21 protein-coding genes are annotated in these 15,386 nt (G+C 44.3%); 4 read left to right on the top strand and 17 right to left on the bottom strand.

Annotated features, from left to right (window positions below):
• Positions 1–155: 155 nt before the first annotated feature.
• Genes LRL21_RS30085 through LRL21_RS30065 form a run of 5 tightly spaced genes read right to left on the bottom strand, consistent with a single transcriptional unit; the run spans position 156 to position 3,609 of the window.
• Positions 156–1,703, bottom strand: coding sequence for a copper resistance D family protein (locus tag LRL21_RS30085; protein ID WP_240419453.1), 1,548 nt, complete (start codon positions 1,701–1,703; stop codon positions 156–158).
• Between the two features lie 51 nt (positions 1,704–1,754).
• The gene (locus LRL21_RS30080; protein ID WP_240419452.1) at positions 1,755–1,964 is read right to left on the bottom strand and encodes a c-type cytochrome; all 210 of its coding nucleotides are present in this window, start codon (positions 1,962–1,964) and stop codon (positions 1,755–1,757) included.
• The gene (locus LRL21_RS30075; protein WP_240419451.1) at positions 1,954–2,109 is read right to left on the bottom strand and encodes a hypothetical protein; all 156 of its coding nucleotides are present in this window, start codon (positions 2,107–2,109) and stop codon (positions 1,954–1,956) included. Before LRL21_RS30075 ends, LRL21_RS30080 begins: the two co-directional genes overlap by 11 nt.
• Before the next feature lie 19 nt (positions 2,110–2,128).
• Positions 2,129–2,761, bottom strand: coding sequence for a response regulator (locus LRL21_RS30070; protein WP_240419450.1), 633 nt, complete (start codon positions 2,759–2,761; stop codon positions 2,129–2,131).
• Entirely contained in the window at positions 2,653–3,609 is a 957-nt protein-coding gene (locus LRL21_RS30065) for a sensor histidine kinase (RefSeq protein ID WP_240419449.1), read from the bottom strand. The genes LRL21_RS30070 and LRL21_RS30065 overlap by 109 nt, the downstream gene beginning before the upstream one ends.
• 253 nt (positions 3,610–3,862) lie before the next feature.
• On the opposite strand from LRL21_RS30065, the gene LRL21_RS30060 reads away from it, so the two are divergent.
• Complete coding sequence (locus tag LRL21_RS30060) at positions 3,863–4,228, top strand: c-type cytochrome (protein ID WP_240419448.1); 366 nt, start codon at positions 3,863–3,865, stop codon at positions 4,226–4,228.
• Positions 4,229–4,428: 200 nt separating this feature from the next.
• Here the strand turns inward: LRL21_RS30060 and LRL21_RS30055 are convergent, their stop codons facing one another.
• Positions 4,429–4,809, bottom strand: a complete 381-nt coding sequence (locus LRL21_RS30055) for a DUF6262 family protein (protein WP_240419570.1) — start codon at positions 4,807–4,809, stop codon at positions 4,429–4,431.
• Positions 4,810–5,071: 262 nt separating this feature from the next.
• Here LRL21_RS30055 and LRL21_RS30050 point away from each other — a divergent pair, with 262 nt between their 5' ends.
• A complete protein-coding gene (locus LRL21_RS30050; RefSeq protein ID WP_240419447.1) occupies positions 5,072–5,689 on the top strand; it encodes an SCO family protein in 618 nt (205 codons plus the stop codon).
• 98 nt (positions 5,690–5,787) lie between these two features.
• On the opposite strand, the gene LRL21_RS46400 is transcribed toward LRL21_RS30050, so the two are convergent.
• The 5 genes from LRL21_RS46400 to LRL21_RS30025 all read right to left on the bottom strand — a co-directional run bounded on the left by LRL21_RS46400 (position 5,788) and on the right by LRL21_RS30025 (position 8,415).
• The gene (locus LRL21_RS46400) at positions 5,788–6,555 is read right to left on the bottom strand and encodes a YugN family protein (protein ID WP_338044697.1); all 768 of its coding nucleotides are present in this window, start codon (positions 6,553–6,555) and stop codon (positions 5,788–5,790) included.
• 71 nt (positions 6,556–6,626) lie between these two features.
• Positions 6,627–7,487: a cytochrome c oxidase assembly protein gene (locus LRL21_RS30035; RefSeq protein ID WP_240419446.1), complete on the bottom strand. Its 861-nt coding sequence runs from the start codon at positions 7,485–7,487 to the stop codon at positions 6,627–6,629.
• Positions 7,488–7,647: 160 nt separating this feature from the next.
• Positions 7,648–7,929: a response regulator gene (locus LRL21_RS30030; protein ID WP_240419445.1), complete on the bottom strand. Its 282-nt coding sequence runs from the start codon at positions 7,927–7,929 to the stop codon at positions 7,648–7,650.
• Positions 7,926–8,243, bottom strand: coding sequence for a hypothetical protein (locus tag LRL21_RS46910; RefSeq protein WP_420832505.1), 318 nt, complete (start codon positions 8,241–8,243; stop codon positions 7,926–7,928). Before LRL21_RS46910 ends, LRL21_RS30030 begins: the two co-directional genes overlap by 4 nt.
• On the bottom strand, positions 8,137–8,415 hold the full coding sequence (locus LRL21_RS30025) for an ATP-binding cassette domain-containing protein (RefSeq protein WP_240419444.1): 279 nt from the start codon (positions 8,413–8,415) through the stop codon (positions 8,137–8,139). Before LRL21_RS30025 ends, LRL21_RS46910 begins: the two co-directional genes overlap by 107 nt.
• A gap of 311 nt (positions 8,416–8,726) precedes the next feature.
• Between LRL21_RS30025 and LRL21_RS30020 the strand changes: the two genes are divergently transcribed.
• A complete protein-coding gene (locus LRL21_RS30020; protein WP_240419443.1) occupies positions 8,727–9,131 on the top strand; it encodes a FixH family protein in 405 nt (134 codons plus the stop codon).
• Between the two features lie 16 nt (positions 9,132–9,147).
• Here LRL21_RS30020 and LRL21_RS30015 read toward each other — a convergent pair whose 3' ends face one another.
• The 4 genes from LRL21_RS30015 to LRL21_RS30000 all read right to left on the bottom strand — a co-directional run bounded on the left by LRL21_RS30015 (position 9,148) and on the right by LRL21_RS30000 (position 12,601).
• The gene (locus LRL21_RS30015) at positions 9,148–9,885 is read right to left on the bottom strand and encodes a sulfite exporter TauE/SafE family protein (RefSeq protein ID WP_240419442.1); all 738 of its coding nucleotides are present in this window, start codon (positions 9,883–9,885) and stop codon (positions 9,148–9,150) included.
• 348 nt (positions 9,886–10,233) lie between these two features.
• Positions 10,234–11,268 carry a cytochrome c class I gene (locus tag LRL21_RS30010; RefSeq protein WP_240419441.1) on the bottom strand — a complete coding sequence of 345 codons (1,035 nt, stop codon included), beginning with the start codon at positions 11,266–11,268 and terminating at the stop codon, positions 10,234–10,236.
• The gene (locus LRL21_RS30005) at positions 11,268–11,636 is read right to left on the bottom strand and encodes a c-type cytochrome (RefSeq protein ID WP_240419440.1); all 369 of its coding nucleotides are present in this window, start codon (positions 11,634–11,636) and stop codon (positions 11,268–11,270) included. Before LRL21_RS30005 ends, LRL21_RS30010 begins: the two co-directional genes overlap by 1 nt.
• An 11-nt stretch (positions 11,637–11,647) precedes the next feature.
• Positions 11,648–12,601, bottom strand: a complete 954-nt coding sequence (locus tag LRL21_RS30000) for a hypothetical protein (RefSeq protein ID WP_240419439.1) — start codon at positions 12,599–12,601, stop codon at positions 11,648–11,650.
• A 240-nt stretch (positions 12,602–12,841) separates the two neighbouring features.
• Between LRL21_RS30000 and LRL21_RS29995 the strand changes: the two genes are divergently transcribed.
• A complete protein-coding gene (locus LRL21_RS29995) occupies positions 12,842–13,558 on the top strand; it encodes a response regulator transcription factor (RefSeq protein ID WP_240419438.1) in 717 nt (238 codons plus the stop codon).
• Positions 13,559–13,858: 300 nt separating this feature from the next.
• Here the strand turns inward: LRL21_RS29995 and LRL21_RS46905 are convergent, their stop codons facing one another.
• A complete protein-coding gene (locus LRL21_RS46905; RefSeq protein ID WP_420832504.1) occupies positions 13,859–14,221 on the bottom strand; it encodes a glycoside hydrolase family protein in 363 nt (120 codons plus the stop codon).
• Between the two features lie 733 nt (positions 14,222–14,954).
• A complete protein-coding gene (locus LRL21_RS29985; protein WP_240419437.1) occupies positions 14,955–15,371 on the bottom strand; it encodes an NUDIX domain-containing protein in 417 nt (138 codons plus the stop codon).
• Positions 15,372–15,386 lie beyond the last annotated feature (15 nt).

Here is a 15,386-nt window from a genome sequence, read left to right as displayed (position 1 = left end):
CAATTCATTATAACCATAATTTTCAATTGTAGCCTATGACTCTTAAGAGCCATCTGTGGTGTGATTTTGAACAACATTGTCACAAACCCTTCAAACTCGGTTAATATTATCCACCACCAGACTGATGCACTACATGAAAATGGAAGCTACACTTCCTAAGGAACCCTTATTATTTTGTCATAAGGATGAGTCTGCCCCTTTTCATCTTTAATGAGTATCGACAGGCTCCATTCTCCCTTCTCAGGCAGCATTTGACCATTGGCATCGTAGGTGTATTTATCAAACCCTTCGTAACCATAAGGATCAGGCCCCCCTGTTCGATAGTTAAAAGGTATAATCAAGCTAGTGTCCGTTTCAGCTTTCCTGGCCGTAACATTAACGTCAACCGGGGCACCCATTCCAGTTGGAAGCCACACGTCGAGTCGGAACGCTTGAGTATTCTTCTCATCAAAGCTGATTCGCATGGACATATGAGCTTTATCTCCCATCACATGCCAGTACACGGGTTCCGTAGCAGTCACTTTAGCAGGAGGTGACGTTGTAGAGAGCATTCCGGCACATACAATCACTGCCACTGCCAGCACAATTTCCAGACGAAGACCCCAAACGAATTTTTTGAGCACGTTCAAGTAATCTTCAGGCTTGGTATCCGCTGATTTCCTCATCATGGGCATTAACACCAGTCTGTGAAAGGCTCCAATAACAACGATCAATAACAATAGAACTGTTTTGGTAAGCACCAATAGTCCAAATTCAGTTTGAACAAGGGAATAAAAGGACGTTAATCGCATACAGGCAAGCGCGATCCCACTAATGGACACGATCAATATAGCTGGAAGCGCAATAGCGGAAAATCGCTGGATCAGGTTATTCACGTTTAAATAAGTAGCTTCGTAATAATCCAATTTACAGGTTGCAGACCATATTCCGACCAATCCGCCCAACCAGATTGCTGCTGTCATTATGTGCAAAGTATGGGACATGACCGCATACAGGACCCCCGATTCCGAACCATACGCATGACCGGTTAAAGGGTAGGTAATAATCAGAATCAAAGCGATGATAGCTTTCATACCCAGAGTTCCGATAGATTCACGTTTGGATGTATAGGTTACTACAATCAGCAACCCAGCCAATGCTGGACGTATCCAAGAAACACTGCCTATTAAGGTGGATGTCAGCAGCTTCCCAGCTGCGCATAGGATACTTTCATTTCCTAATCCGCTTAATTGTTCAGCCAGCATCCAGACATGCAGCACACCCGATACAGCAAATACGGCACCACCAAGAAGATACAGCTTAAGCTCATTATCTCTGGAAAATAAAAACGATGTATAGCTCCGGGCATATCCCCAAATTCCATAACGGAAAATAAGAAAACCAGATAAACACATTACAGCAAGCACCTCAAGGATTCGCAGCAGATGATAGACTGGTGTCCGCCACTCGCCAATATGTACTCCGGTATCGTGATGACTATGGTCATGAGCTGAAGCTTTAGCTGTTTCCAGATGCTGACGCAGTTCAGGAGTTGGGGTCCCGAGCGTATTGCTTATGGAGGGTGTATTCGGGATCGTCTCGATTGTGAGCACAGCGTCCTCTAAAGGACAGGAGCGCTCCATATTGGCATGCCCATAAGCAAACGAGGGCAGTATCAATAGTAATAACATGAATCCGCCCAACCATTTCAACCTTTTTAGCATTCTGGTTCCTTCCTTTCAAACAAACAGAGCCACCTACTCGATGTTATATCTTTATTTTTTAATGGATAGCCACTCGACAAGGGATTCCACATCCGCGTCCTTCAGCTTTCCTTTGAAAGCCGGCATGCTGCCACCGCCATTTTGTACTTTGGCTGCGATTTGCTCTTTGCTCAGCCTGGGCCCAACCTGCTGCAAATTGGGCCCAAGGGTACCCTCCAGCTTATCCCCATGACAGGAAATACAATTGGCTTTATATAGCACCGCCTTTGTCACCTGCTCCTGTTGCAGCTTGGGCCGATTGCTTTGTATCCGTCGTAGGCCCATTAGGACTATTTGTGCTTTGGCAGGCAGATAAGCCATTTATCAGTAGGAAGCCCGCAATCAGTAAACTCCATAGCTTTGCCATGGATGCTCCCCCTCTCCATTTATAATCTCCCCTTAAACCAGCCCTTGTCATAGGCATATCTCATCAATTGAACACGATTGTCCAGATGAAGCTTGTGCAATATATTTTTTAGATGATTTTTGACAGTATGCTCCGATATGCCCAAAGACACGGAGATGTCCCGATTGCTGCTCCCTCTGGCTACATATTCGAGGATTTCCTTTTCGCGCCCGGTAAGTGGGGATTTCTCTGGGATCGTATCTTTGATGGTAGAGAACTCTTTAAGCAGCCGAAGCGCCACTTCTCGAGACATCGGGGCTTCATCAATAACGACAGCATGCAGATATTCATGCCAAGAGGCCGGATTCAAATTTTTTAATAAATAGCCCTGAGCTCCTTTTTTTATGGCCTCGAATAAATCGGTAATGCCATCCGAAACCGTGACCATCACAATTTTCACATACGGAAATTTTTCTTTAATCAGCTTGGTTGCTTCAAGACCGCCCAGCTTGGGCATGTTAATATCCATCAAAATCAGATCAGGCATCCAGGTTTCGGCAAGAGCTACCGCTTCCTCTCCATTGCTGGCCTCACAGACAATTTCAAATTTGGGATCCACCTGAATGATCCCCTGCATGGCCTGCCGTGCATGTTTATGGTCATCAACCAGCATAATGCGAATCGGCTGTGTCGTAGAGCCTCCCTCTTTCCTACTTCCATGATGGTATAACCATGTTCCTGTTTAAATTCCAGATACCAGCCCATTTCGTGTGCCCGTTCCTTCATGATGGTAATTCCAAAGCCTTTCAAGCTATCCAGGCTGTCCGAAACAAAGCCTTGTCCATCGTCTTTAACTCTACAGGTCCATCCCCCTGGCTTTTCTTCCCCTGTGATCCAAGCCTGCTTGGCATTTGCATGTTTGTATACATTGATCAATGCTTCCCTCAGTGTTGCATAAAGCTCCACTTTTTCTTTCAAGGAGAGCTTTTCGTCATGAAGACGCCAATCCAGCTTAGCTGTAATGCTCGTGTCGTTCTTGAACTCCTTCACCAGATTGTGAAGCGATTCCATCCAAGGCAACGATTTCAGTACGGGTGGATAACGTAAATTGGCTATCGCTTGGCGCACATATTCATTGATCTGATGCACGGTTTTTCGAAAGCTCTGGTAAGGCTCCTGTCGATCCTTAGTATCATCCTGTTCCAATCGGTCAACTTTGACGGCGAGTAAAAATAACGACTGAGCAATCCCATTATGCAATTCCTTGGCAATTTGCTCGCGTTCTTCCAGAGCTGCCTTAGCTGCTTGCTCATGCTGCAGCTGCTCTTGCAAAAATTCCATCATGAGGAAAAGCTGTCGGAGTAAGGTCATGGTCACTAAAAAAACGATCAGTGGAGCCAACCAATTTCCAAGCTCCATGGATATATAGGGAAGAAGATACGCGTGACGGATGTATTCCCATAACCCAATCGTCAATGTGGGTATAATTAAAATCAAGCTCTTGATGTTTTTGTACAACATATGCAGACCTCCTGAAAATTTTGCGGAGCATGTATCCACCCCTACCTACCCTGAATCGGATGGCAGGAGCTCGTATCTACCTCATTCATTCATCTAAACATATTTTCCCTTAAAAACCTATGACCCGGAAGGGTCATTTGGCAACAAGCAGGTTGGGTTTTGCAATCCCATATGACTATAAAGTGCTATATACAAGCATTTCAACGACATGCTAGAATACCCGTGAAAAACTTGTCCTAAGGAGGCGTCAAACATGTATAAATGGACAATGGCAGGGATTTTAGGAATTGCTTGTTTATTAGGTGTGGGTGTGCTGTTCTCGGAGATTAATAATCGTCAAGGGGAAGCCAAGCAACAGGCTGCCGCCCCCAAGATGCCAGAAGCTCCGCTCAATGCACAAGCGGCCGAGACTATTTACAAGCAGTCGTGCATTGCCTGTCATGGAACCGATTTGGAAGGAAAAGTAGGACCTAATTTGCAAAAGGTTGGCGGCAAGTTGACGGATCAACAGCTCTATAAATTGGTGCAGAACGGAAAAGGCGGTATGCCTGCATTTAAAAGTTCACTGAAGGATGACGAAATCGCTAATCTTGCTCGCTGGTTAGCAGAGAAAAAATAATGAATTCATGGACTGCTGACATAGGCAGTCTTTTTTTATGTAAATGATCAATACCAGTCACGATTTGGACAAATTCATAAGGCAGTCACCTTACTGCAGGTGAAGATCTCCAGCTTCAATAAGACGCTCCTGCCCGACAAGAAAAGGCTGAGGTTTAAACCAACCAACAGCCTTTTTTGAATGCTATTATTTATCCAAGATTAAGAGGTAACACTATTTGATGAACAGAGCAATAGTTCCCTTAGCTTCTGTATTTCCTTCCAGAGCCGTTCATTTTCTTGCTTTAAGCTCTTATACAGTGTCCCCTCTGTCTGCTGCTCTTCCGTCTGCCAACGTAGACTTTCGATTTTATGTCTAAGCTCTGTATGTGTGTATAAAAAGGGTTTGGACACGCCTGCTTCAATCGAAACGGTATTAAAGTTTACGGTTTCTTTTTCCTGAACTAACCGATCAATCGCAGCTTCAGCCTTTTGAAAGGCTAGTAAGGTTTTTTGTTCACTGAATTTTTTGATGCCGTCTGTATTTCGATGGCTCTGCCTTGCCCTTCGGGCAGGCTTCTGCTGAGCATTTTGCAAGCTCATGCTATTCAAGATAACCATCCTCCCTCATGTTCTGTCATTCTTCACTCTCCTCTCTTTATTATAGCCAGTACACCCATGAATAAAATGGCTACAAAGAGTCAAGTTTCCATGAATTTTGACAAAAGTGTGGACTATGAAGCAAAAACGTCAGCTCTCTACCGATCATCTAGCCCTTTGGAGTCATGGGTTGAGGCGCACCCCTCATGCTATAATGAGAGCATTTCAAGGATCTACCTATATGACTGAAGAAAAGAGGAAGCTCATGAAAGTATTTTTTGAAAAGTATGGCTTTAAAATGTTTGTCACGCTTCTGCTCGCCGGTCTGGTCGTCTCCGTTTTTTTTTGGATTAATCAAAGTCCGACCCTGCCTGTACTCAAGCAGGCTCCCAATTTTACATTGAACGACCTGGAGGGAAAAAACGTTCAATTAAGCGATTCCAACGGAAAGGTTCGATTAGTGGAGTTCATGTTCACCAGCTGTCCGGACATTTGTCCGATGACGACTTTCAATATGGTAAAGCTTCAGGATGAGCTCAAAAAAAGCAGTCAGTGGGGAAGTCAAGTGCAATTCTTGTCCGTCACCTTCGACCCTCTCAAGGATACACCCCAAGTGTTTAAGAAGTACGGAGACCGCATGCGAATCGATTATAGTGGATGGACCTTACTGACCGGAACTGAAGCCGAGACAGCGGAGGTTGCCAAAAGCTTTGGCGTGCTTGTACAAAAAATGCCCGATGGCCAGTTTGTCCATACGGTAACCTCTCTATTTTTAATTGATGGCAGTGGTAAAATTCGTAAAATATTTGCAATGGGAGATCAGATGGACAATCAGGAAATATTAAAATCGATCCGACAAATAGCCGATCCAGCATCTAAATAGCCTGAACTCGATTGCAAAAAGCCGGATAAACGATAATGAGTTCGTTTATCCGGCTTTTTGCATTTAATTTCTAGAGAGCTATTGTATATCGTTGTACCTTAGTTTCGAGTATAGTGCGCATGCTGTCCTAACGCTTCACCAAGCTCATAATCAAAATGATTCCTTGCAGATAAATCATCAAGCGTTATGATCCCCAAAAGCTCACCATTTTCTACAACGGGAAGTCCTCGCAATTGTTCTTTCACCATAAGCTTGATGGCTTCTTCCAAGGGAAAGTTTGGCTGAACACTTCTCACTTTTTTTGAAATAATTGCTTCTACTGTGGTCATCCCCGATTGCTGCTCCGCATAACCACGAATTGCCAAATCACGTTCAGTCACCACACCAACCCATTCCTTCCCATCCACGACCGGAATAAAGCCTGTATGATACTCTTTCATCTTGTGGGCTGCATCAAATAGTGTTGCCTCTCGTGTCACGGTAACATAATCCGTCGTCATCATTTCCGCAACATGCTGTTCCGTCTTTAACAGCTTATAAAGCTCATACAATTTGCGTCTGGACATCTTGAGGATAGATTCAGGTATCGGTGATTGGTAATCAAGTCCATGAGGAAAAACCGTTTTTCCGATATAGGCATCTTCCAATACCAAGATCGCATAGGGTGACTCCAGCTTGCCCTCAATCGCCCTTGTATTCAATCTCAAAAAATAAGTGCCGTCCACAGCTTTCTCCTCCAGCTTACAATCGTAGGTCGCTCGAGTGTACTCCCATTGCCAGCGAATAAATCCGAGACTTGTCGTAACTTCATCCAAATAAGCGAGATCGCTTTGAATCCCTTTTATTCCTGCATCCTCAATAATCATAGGTTCAGCTCCTCGTATGAATAGCATCAACAATTCACAGTAGTTCAACTACCGTTCCAAATAAACGCGCCTTAAGCACTTGGCTCCAGCAGAGGATCATCATGGTCCTCTTCCTTGTCTTTTTCCTGCGCGTACCATCCATAAAATACGTAGCCTAATATACATCCGTAAGCCAATTCCTGAATAATTTTCATGACGACTCCGCCCAGCTGTTGATCCATAAGTGGGGTCAGCCAGGAAATATTAATAATGGGCTTCTCCACGACTAATGAGTAGAAGGGAAGACACAGCAAATGCGAGGACCCCGTATAGGTAGAATAAATCAGCTCATCGGCAAAAATAATTAATGCACAGGCGGGTGTCAACAAAAAACCATTTATGAAAATATACCCCATTTTCTTGAGATTGCTCATGTAGTTGATAACTCCCTCAGGACAAAACACTGACCACCACATGCAAAAAGATGAAAAGAAAATAAGCAGATGCAGCACATTATGAAGAGCATAATTAGACATCGTAGCATCAAAAATGATCGGAATATGGTAAAACGAAAAGGAACCGTTAAACAAGATAATCGCAATAATCGGATGACTGAAAAAGCTAATAATCCGATGCAACACGATGGGTTCGGTTAATTTGGCAAAGACATGTTTGGGTAAACCTCTGTACAACAGAGGTGGGACGATTAAGTATAAAACAGACTGCTGCAGCATATGGCTGCTAAACCAAAAATGACCCAGCAAATTAAGCGGTCCGCCAAGGGCGAAATAAAAACAAAAAAGCCCGGACAAAAAGCTCAACCGACTTTTGAAGCTCACTTGATTACCCAAGAATCGTAAATAAAAGGTAACAAGGATTACCATGATAATGAATAACTCGGGGCTGAACATAGCACGAAATCCATAGGTCTCCAACAACTGCCTAATATCCATGTGTATCTGATCTCCTTTTGGTTGATCATTATGACCATGGTTTATTTTACACGTTTTACACCATCCTTCCTATGGCTCTAAAGTGCTATACACCGGGCATAATCACTTTAAGGCCTATTTTTCGCTCAATTCAACCGGTAGGAAAACGCTTTGAAATTGCCTATAGCACGATAATACCCAGTTTTTTGGCGTTATCCTTCCAAATATCCTGCAGTGTTTTTTGCGAGGTATCAGGATAGGTTCGTAGCTCAATTCTTGTGCTTTTAGCGATGGCAGCAATTCCCTGTCCTTGTGGCATATGAAGATTGTCAATAATCAGATCCGGTTTGAGCGCAGCCAATTCTGCCACCTTTGTCGGAGTTAACTCTTCCGGACCGTATTCACCGATAACCTGATAACCCAACCATTTGGCAACGGGAGTCATATATATCTGTGCAATCACTTTTTTTCGGAAACGTTTTGTTTCATGTCGGCCTCTTTAATGGTATTGAGACGCTGCTTCTGTCCACCTGACAGGTATCTGCAATCGGAATGTAGTTGACCAGCCAACCCTACTGTTTCAAGCATGCTTAAGGTTAAATTCTTGTCTTCTTGAGTCGGCCGATGCATGTAGGCGAATGAGGTTACCCATCTTCCAAGCAGTACGGCCTCAAACACCGAAATTGGAAATTGCCCTTTCCCCTGATTTTGCGGCACATATCCCATCTGTGATCGTGCCCATCTTTTGTCCTTCTGCGAATGGATTTCGCGACCCAAAATACGGATGAAGCCAGTTTGTACTGGAAGGGAGCTGCATGAGCGAACGAAAAAACGTCGTCTTCCCTGCCCCATTTGCGCCTAATAGCGCCACCATTTCGCCCGCATAGGCTTGAAATTGCAGCTGCTCCAAAATCATCTTTTTTCCATAACCTGCATGAAAATGTTCCATCTCAACAGTCAGTTGCTTGATAACCCCAGCCTCCCTAAACTACTTTTCAAAAGTTTAAACACTCGAGTACTACTCTACTAGAAATAGAAAATGAGGAGTATGACTATTAAGTGCTATTTGCCTGCATAAATAAATCTAAACTGTGAAATTTGAGCACTCTTCATGTGGCCTGCTCTTAAACCCGCATTTCATATGACTACAAAGAGCTATTCTATTGAATATTTCGTGAATTGAAGTAACCATTATCTTGTATGTTCTTACTGTTCACCTCATAGGTATGAAAGAACAGCACATTGGAAAGAAGGGCTAACATGAACAAAGCTTTAGTCGTAACTTTACTTATCTGTATAGTTATTGCCGTTATGCTGTTTCAATCTGGACGTGACATGACCATGGCAAAAGACACCTATCAAGACGAATTCATCCGAATGGACATTGCTTCGGAGCAGGCTTCTGCTCATACTATGAAAGAAAGTTCCTTTACCCTAACGATTACCAATATGACGGGAGAACCCTTCAGCGGAGCCAATCTGGAAGTCGTGCTGTCCATGCCCGGTATGTTTTGTGGATCATTTCCGGCGAAGGTCACTGAGGCGAAGCCCGGATCGTATGTCGCAGTCGGGATTCCTGTTATGCGTGGAGAATGGCAGGCTGAAGCACGCCTTCAAACAGATGACAAAACAAGGCGTGTGATTTACCCCTTCATAGTCGATTAAGCTCATTTTACATATATTACCATATCCATGGATGCACGGTAGGAATCCAGCCATTCGCACTGATGCCTTTCATAAATGACAAGAAACCCATGAGAAAAGCGAGGAAAAGACCAGCCTTTCCCATGCTTTTCCGCCACTTCTTGCGAATACTGCCAGCTGAAATAGTTGTCAGCAGCAATATGGGAAAGGTAGACAAACCAAAAACAAGCATGATAATAAAGCCATCTATCCATGAACCGGAGGCTGCTGCGTTCATTTGCATGGCGTAGGTTAAACCACATGGAAGGAATCCAAGCATCAGGCCAGTGAGAAATACAGCAGAAAGCTCATAGCGCAGGCGCAGTCGAGCGATCTTTTCTTGGAAATAAGTCTGTCCCGGCAAGTTTTTGGGATGAGTAAACAGCGTGTAGCGTCGGAAAGTCCACAGCAAAATAAGAATTCCACCGAGCATGCTCGCGATACCCTGAATGCCGACGAATTTTCCGGCAATATTCACGAAAGAGCCAGCCAAACCCATTCCACACCCTATCAGCGCGTAAGTCGTGACTCTTCCGGCATTGTAGGCCAACACGGATTTCATAGGGGAGCCTTTTGCATTAAGAGCAAATGAAGCAACGATACCACCGCACATGATAAGACAATGAGGTGCACCCATAAACCCTGAGAGGGCAACCATCACTATAGAATTAGCAGACAAAGTCAAGATATCTTCCTCCCTAATTAAAACGTTAAATTTCCAGACATTGTTCGCCATGCGTAATAGATTCGCATATACAGATTTCGCTTGTCCATTCATTCTATGAGTGCATAAGTAAGATCAGAATGACTCGAAAGGGCTAACCATGTGTTTGCTACCATTAGATCCGTTGCATTTTTTCCGAAGCAAACATTAAAAACAACCCCTTTCATCTCGTGTAAGGGATTGTTTTAAGTTTTAATTATTTAATTTTTGACTATACTCCCTAAATTGGACTCGGACTTTTGGCGTCATACGACGGTAATTGTTCTGTAATACATATACATTCCACAGTGGAATTTGTATGTTCCTAATTCATAATTTCACTTTGTCTAAGTTACCTGTAAAATCCTTGATCTTGCCCACTCACTTGCTGAGTGTACGAGGTGCTACCTCCATGTATGGAGCCAAATACAGCTCCCTGACCTCATGTCGGATCCAACTCATTAATGAAACTACAATCAGAAGAATCGTTAGCGATGTAACAAATACTCTTTTGTTATCTTTTTTGATAAGCTTCAGCAGCAGCCAGCATAGAACCATAGCTAGCAGTATGGACAACAGCAGTAGACAGGTATGAAATAACGAGCCACCCATGAACATACTACGTACGTGTTTGTCCATACTGACCAGGAGCAGCGGACCGGCAGCCAATTGCAGTACTGTAAACAGTGCAGCCATCTTTTTGCCGTACAAGGCGTATTCAAACCAGACGGGATTATTGCCTTTGTCTTCAGCCTGCTTTCTGCTTCCCCAGCCATACATGAACATCCCCATAACCGCAAAGCTTGCCGCGATAAAATGCATATACCGCTGCCAAATTGTCGGGATCGTAAACAAGGAGCTCCAGAAGCCGCGTGACTGAGTCCACAGCTCAGGCTGCAGCATCGACGCCACATTAGTGATGAACAGCAGTGGCACAAATAATAGTATGACCATGCCAAGCAGACCGAAGGCCAGATGTAATTTTTTGCGATTTCTCCAACGCTCCCAGGTGAATTTATACACATATAAAGATAGAAAAGCAATGATAAGCAGAGGAATAAGCGCCAGCCACATTTTACCGATCAATATCGTAGAAGGGTAAAAGAATTGGGTATAGATGGCGCTTATAATCAAGAGTGGAGCAACTCCGAGAACCACTGCCATACTTTTGAAAATCGAAATTTGGGTAGCCAGTTTAGACGCCAATTTATCGTATACTATATTTTTCCTGAGGATTCCTTTCACTTCGTTGAACACAGCCGATACCGTACCTGCTACCATGATATTGACAAAAATAATATGAAGAATGAATCCGACCACGATCAAGACTTCAAATAAAGGAAGATCCCCCGGCAGCGCAAGCCCGAGATCATTAGGAACTGGAGATTTGGCGTTTATCCAAGCATGGGTATTCATCACTCTATTCCTCCTTCTTTATCTTTATTGCTTTCTGCTACCATTTTATGGATATAGGCAGCTAGAGCTTTTGCTTCTGCATCATTCCCTGCAAAAGGCGGCATTACCGGACGAACCTCGCTCAAGTGCGGTATAAATGCGGCAAGCGCATCCTCGCTCCATCCTTTAGCTTTAACTGTCATGGCACGAGAACGGCGTACGCCATCGATACTGTGACATACAATACACTGCATACGAAACAGCTCTTCTCCCGCCTGAATTTTATTTTCTTCCGTAACTTCTTTTACCTTTGAAAAAGCGGAGTTCTTCAACACGCCTTCTTTCTTGAGAGTCTCAACCTCCGATTTTAATATCCCATTGGCATACATGTAATTATAGATCACATAAGGCTTGCGGATATTTTCCCTGACGATTCGAATTCAGCCAGAAGCATTAGCGAGAACAGTGCGGTGAATACCGTTAGAGCAACAGACATTTTTGATTTTCCTTCGAGCAAAAGAACACCTAGAAAAAACATCAGCAGCAGGCCCAGCAGGTTGATGAAATTAAAGGTGATATCGCTGAGTCCGGAGCCCCAGACCACCAGATCCTTGGCCTTTTCAGGCAGGCTGTTCAAATACCAGATACCAAAGATCAGCATGAGCGGAACAGACAAGATCAGCCATTTCCCATAGATTTTCAGCGCGATATGACGATCCTGCTCTTGCTTGACAAACCACCGGGTTAGAGGTGTAAGCAGCGCCACACCTAAAGTAATCGCAGCAAAGGTTCGAAATAAAGTTGAGGGGACCCAGGTCGGATTAAAGAATGCACTCCAAAATGATAAGGTTTCAGCCCAATCGCCGGGGTTAATCTGCGCAGCCAAAATCCCAGTAATGAGCACTAGAGTAAGCCATGACATCACACATAGGGCAACACCCGTGCGTATATGCAGCTTTTTCTTCTCCCCACGCCAACGATCCCATGTATAAAAATACATCAAAATCAGAACAACCTCGGAAACGAAAACCAACCATTCCGTAAACCAGGCCCAATGGAAAATGCGAATCAATGCTCCAATGGCATCAGGCTCAATGATGGTTGTGGTAAACCATATGCCCACTCCTGTCATTGCACCAGCCGTTGTCGTAATAATCAAAATCCATTTACTCAGTCTTCTTGCAAAAGCCTCCAGCCGTTCGTTGCCTCTCTTAAATGCAACAAATTCAATCGAGACCATCAGGATCGATCCGCCAATTGCAACGGCATGATTAATCATAACGTGAAGCACAGCCATCATCCCGATCAGGTTTCCATTCCCCAGCCATCCAAAATCAATCGTCGGAAAATTCATTACTCCCACCCCTTATAAAAAAATCAACCCTGTGCCGTAATTCGACAAGGTTGATTATAAGCGGTTCAGTTTTAATCAAAATGACTCCTTAGTGCTATGATTTCGAAATCTGAGTGAACAATTGATACTGTTCACAAAGCTTCCACCCTTTGTTCAAACTTTTGACTAAGAAGTAACTCGTTTGAGTCATGTGAAATATCTATGTTCAGGATAAAATAAATCCCATCGTGAGGTGAAAAGATGACGCAAATGACGTATAAAGTACTGATTGCCGATGATGAAGAACGGATACGTAAAATAATTCGTATGTACATGGAGCTAGAACAAGCAATCGTTGAAGAAACACATAATGGAGAGCAAGCGCTGATAATGGCAATAGATACCGACTATGATCTCATTATTATGGACAGGTTGATGTCCGGTCTTAGCGGCTTGGAGGTCTGTCATATGTTGAAGAGTATCAAAAATACACCCATCATCCTACTGACAGAAAGAAGTGATGAAGCAGATCGTATTTTAGGTTTCCAAGCTGGTGCAGATGATTGTGTTTGCAAACCGTTTAGCCCCAGGGAATTGCTTCTCCGAGCCAAAGCTATTTTAAAACGAACGATTCCAGAACAATTTTGGCTGCCCGCTCCCTTCCCCAGTGGCCAGATCGTCTTTCCTAATCTGGTCATCGATCACCATGCACGTCGGGTACTCGTAGAAGGCGAAGAAATTTATCTCACTTTAAAAGAATACGAACTGTTACGATACTTTTCACTCCATGTAGGAAAAATATGTACACGAGAACTGCTGCTAATGGAGATTTGGAACTATGAGGAAAATGGGGATCATCGAACTGTAGATACACATGTGAAGCGATTAAGGGATAAGATGCATAAAGTATCACCAACTGCGGCTTCTATGATTCGAACCGTTTGGGGCACTGGCTATCGTATGGATGACATTACATGATTATACTTAGCACCGATCCTCTGTAATTATCTGCAATCGGACTATATTCTTGTCACCCGACAAATATTAATTCTTTCATCACAGTATGCTTATTTTTTCTACCATGATTCCTCTCACCACAACTACTAATGAATCCATGTTCGAATTCATGAACAGCAAGCATATATGGTACGCGAGCATAAGTATGACTTATCATAAGACTTCTGCAGCTTCTCCGCAAGCGGCAAGGGTGCGACAGGCGCAACGACAACACAGCTCTTTCATTCACAGAGGAAAGAGCCGTGGAGTCCAGCCGCTGGATTATCTGGTGAAGACTGCCCCGTGACGCACTCCTTTGGGAAGTGATACTTCTTCGCTTACGTTCTGCCATGTCTTCAGATCATAGGATCGGTATGCCCCATAGTAGTGGTCCTGGAAACCGTCAACCAGCATCATCCACTCCGTTGCGCCGTCCCGTTCGATGGCATAGAGCGTTGGTCCTTCGGTTAGTGGAGCCGTGAGCAGTCCGGGTGCATCCTGGACATCCGGACGATCACTGCCGTCCTTGGCGAACAGGCAGGATCGGATCGCCTTGAAATCAGTGCCAGGCTCATTCACCCCGCGCTCATCCTTGAAGAGCATAAGATAAGACTCGCCAAGATCCGCAACGCAGGCATCGATCACATTGTAGCCGGGATCAAAGAACAGTGACGCCTCGGAGAACTTTTCAAAATCAGTTGTTGTGACCGACCAGATCCGATGATTGCGCGGTCCTTCGCCAACGGTGGAAGACCAGATTACTCGGTATGCCTCAGCCCCTTCATCGTAGAACACCTCCGGCGCCCATGTGTTTTGGGTCTGTGGGAGCTGCTCCATCACCGGGATCAGCTTCGTGTCCTTCCAATTCAAAAGATCTGTGGATCGCGCATAACCGATACTACGGCTCCGCCAGCCGTCGGTCCAGACGAGGTGATAAATACCGTCACGTTTTAGCCAACATAACCAGAAGCTTCCCGTTGAGAACGCTCAAGGCACGCAAAATCAATCTCCTTCGTCGCTTGATGTCCTCGAAACGGTTCAAGCGGCGCCCAAACGAAAAACGTATCCCGTGGCAAATGGAATATCCAGAGATACAGCCGGGAACGAATGGAAGCTGACTGTGAGCTGGAAAGATCCGGCGCTTGAAAGGTCGAAGAATGCTACAGTACTTGAATGGAACGAGCGGGAGTACATAAAGAAAAAAAGTACTCCTGTAATCGCCTTTAAATATTGTGCAAATTTTGAACAAAATGAGCCCGTTGAGTTTTACCATATAAATCGACAGGTACCAGGGTTTGTAGCCGACAAAGTGCGACAATTTATTTGTCGGAAGTCAACATCATTATTACATTGAAAGTCGCTTAAATTGCGGCTTTTTTTAGTTATGTAATAAGGCGTGATAGGGGGCTTCAGAGACAGACTCACGCCAAGATGATCCGTCGCGCGCCCTGGCGAGATTGGCGATCAGCTCAGCACGGGTCTGGTGTGCGTGCGCAGCCCAAGCTGGCTGTCCGGGACCGCTGTGCCATGACTCGCTCAACTGTTGTCGATAGTATCGAAACCGTACTGGTCGTACAGCCGCGTCACGTTTCGTGCCGGTCGCTTTCGATACCCCATCGGCGTTAATATTTAATTCTTCATTGCATTCGCGTAGAATAGTATCTTCAATTGTCTCACCTGATTCTTGCCCACCACCTGGCAAAGTATAATAAATGCCTACTTTATCAAGTTTTTTCTTAATAAAAAGTAGCTTATTATCATATTCAATAATTGCTTTTGCTGTATTCCTAACCAAAATGTTCCCTCCTGT

Source organism: Paenibacillus periandrae (assembly GCF_022458865.1).
Classification (GTDB): Bacteria; Bacillota; Bacilli; order Paenibacillales; family NBRC-103111; genus Paenibacillus_S; species Paenibacillus_S periandrae.
The sequence above is the reverse complement of the archived record's forward strand: the minus strand, read 5'-3'. Positions and strand labels throughout refer to the sequence as shown.

Bases quoted from the DNA above. Each gene is read 5' to 3' on its own strand.
- LRL21_RS30050 (WP_240419447.1), top strand. From the start codon at position 5,072: ATGAAAGTATTTTTTGAAAAGTATGGCTTTAAAATGTTTGTCACGCTT.
- LRL21_RS30025 (WP_240419444.1), bottom strand. From the start codon at position 8,415: ATGGAACATTTTCATGCAGGTTATGGAAAAAAGATGATTTTGGAGCAG.
- LRL21_RS30085 (WP_240419453.1), bottom strand. From the start codon at position 1,703: ATGCTAAAAAGGTTGAAATGGTTGGGCGGATTCATGTTATTACTATTG.
- LRL21_RS30010 (WP_240419441.1), bottom strand. From the start codon at position 11,268: ATGAATACCCATGCTTGGATAAACGCCAAATCTCCAGTTCCTAATGAT.
- LRL21_RS30035 (WP_240419446.1), bottom strand. From the start codon at position 7,487: ATGGATATTAGGCAGTTGTTGGAGACCTATGGATTTCGTGCTATGTTC.
- LRL21_RS30065 (WP_240419449.1), bottom strand. From the start codon at position 3,609: ATGTTGTACAAAAACATCAAGAGCTTGATTTTAATTATACCCACATTG.
- LRL21_RS30075 (WP_240419451.1), bottom strand. From the start codon at position 2,109: ATGGCAAAGCTATGGAGTTTACTGATTGCGGGCTTCCTACTGATAAAT.
- LRL21_RS30020 (WP_240419443.1), top strand. From the start codon at position 8,727: ATGAACAAAGCTTTAGTCGTAACTTTACTTATCTGTATAGTTATTGCC.
- LRL21_RS30000 (WP_240419439.1), bottom strand. From the start codon at position 12,601: ATGAATTTTCCGACGATTGATTTTGGATGGCTGGGGAATGGAAACCTG.
- LRL21_RS30015 (WP_240419442.1), bottom strand. From the start codon at position 9,885: ATGGCGAACAATGTCTGGAAATTTAACGTTTTAATTAGGGAGGAAGAT.
- LRL21_RS30055 (WP_240419570.1), bottom strand. From the start codon at position 4,809: ATGAGCTTGCAAAATGCTCAGCAGAAGCCTGCCCGAAGGGCAAGGCAG.
- LRL21_RS29995 (WP_240419438.1), top strand. From the start codon at position 12,842: ATGACGCAAATGACGTATAAAGTACTGATTGCCGATGATGAAGAACGG.
- LRL21_RS30070 (WP_240419450.1), bottom strand. From the start codon at position 2,761: ATGCTGGTTGATGACCATAAACATGCACGGCAGGCCATGCAGGGGATC.
- LRL21_RS30005 (WP_240419440.1), bottom strand. From the start codon at position 11,636: ATGTATGCCAATGGGATATTAAAATCGGAGGTTGAGACTCTCAAGAAA.
- LRL21_RS30060 (WP_240419448.1), top strand. From the start codon at position 3,863: ATGTATAAATGGACAATGGCAGGGATTTTAGGAATTGCTTGTTTATTA.
- LRL21_RS46400 (WP_338044697.1), bottom strand. From the start codon at position 6,555: ATGATTATTGAGGATGCAGGAATAAAAGGGATTCAAAGCGATCTCGCT.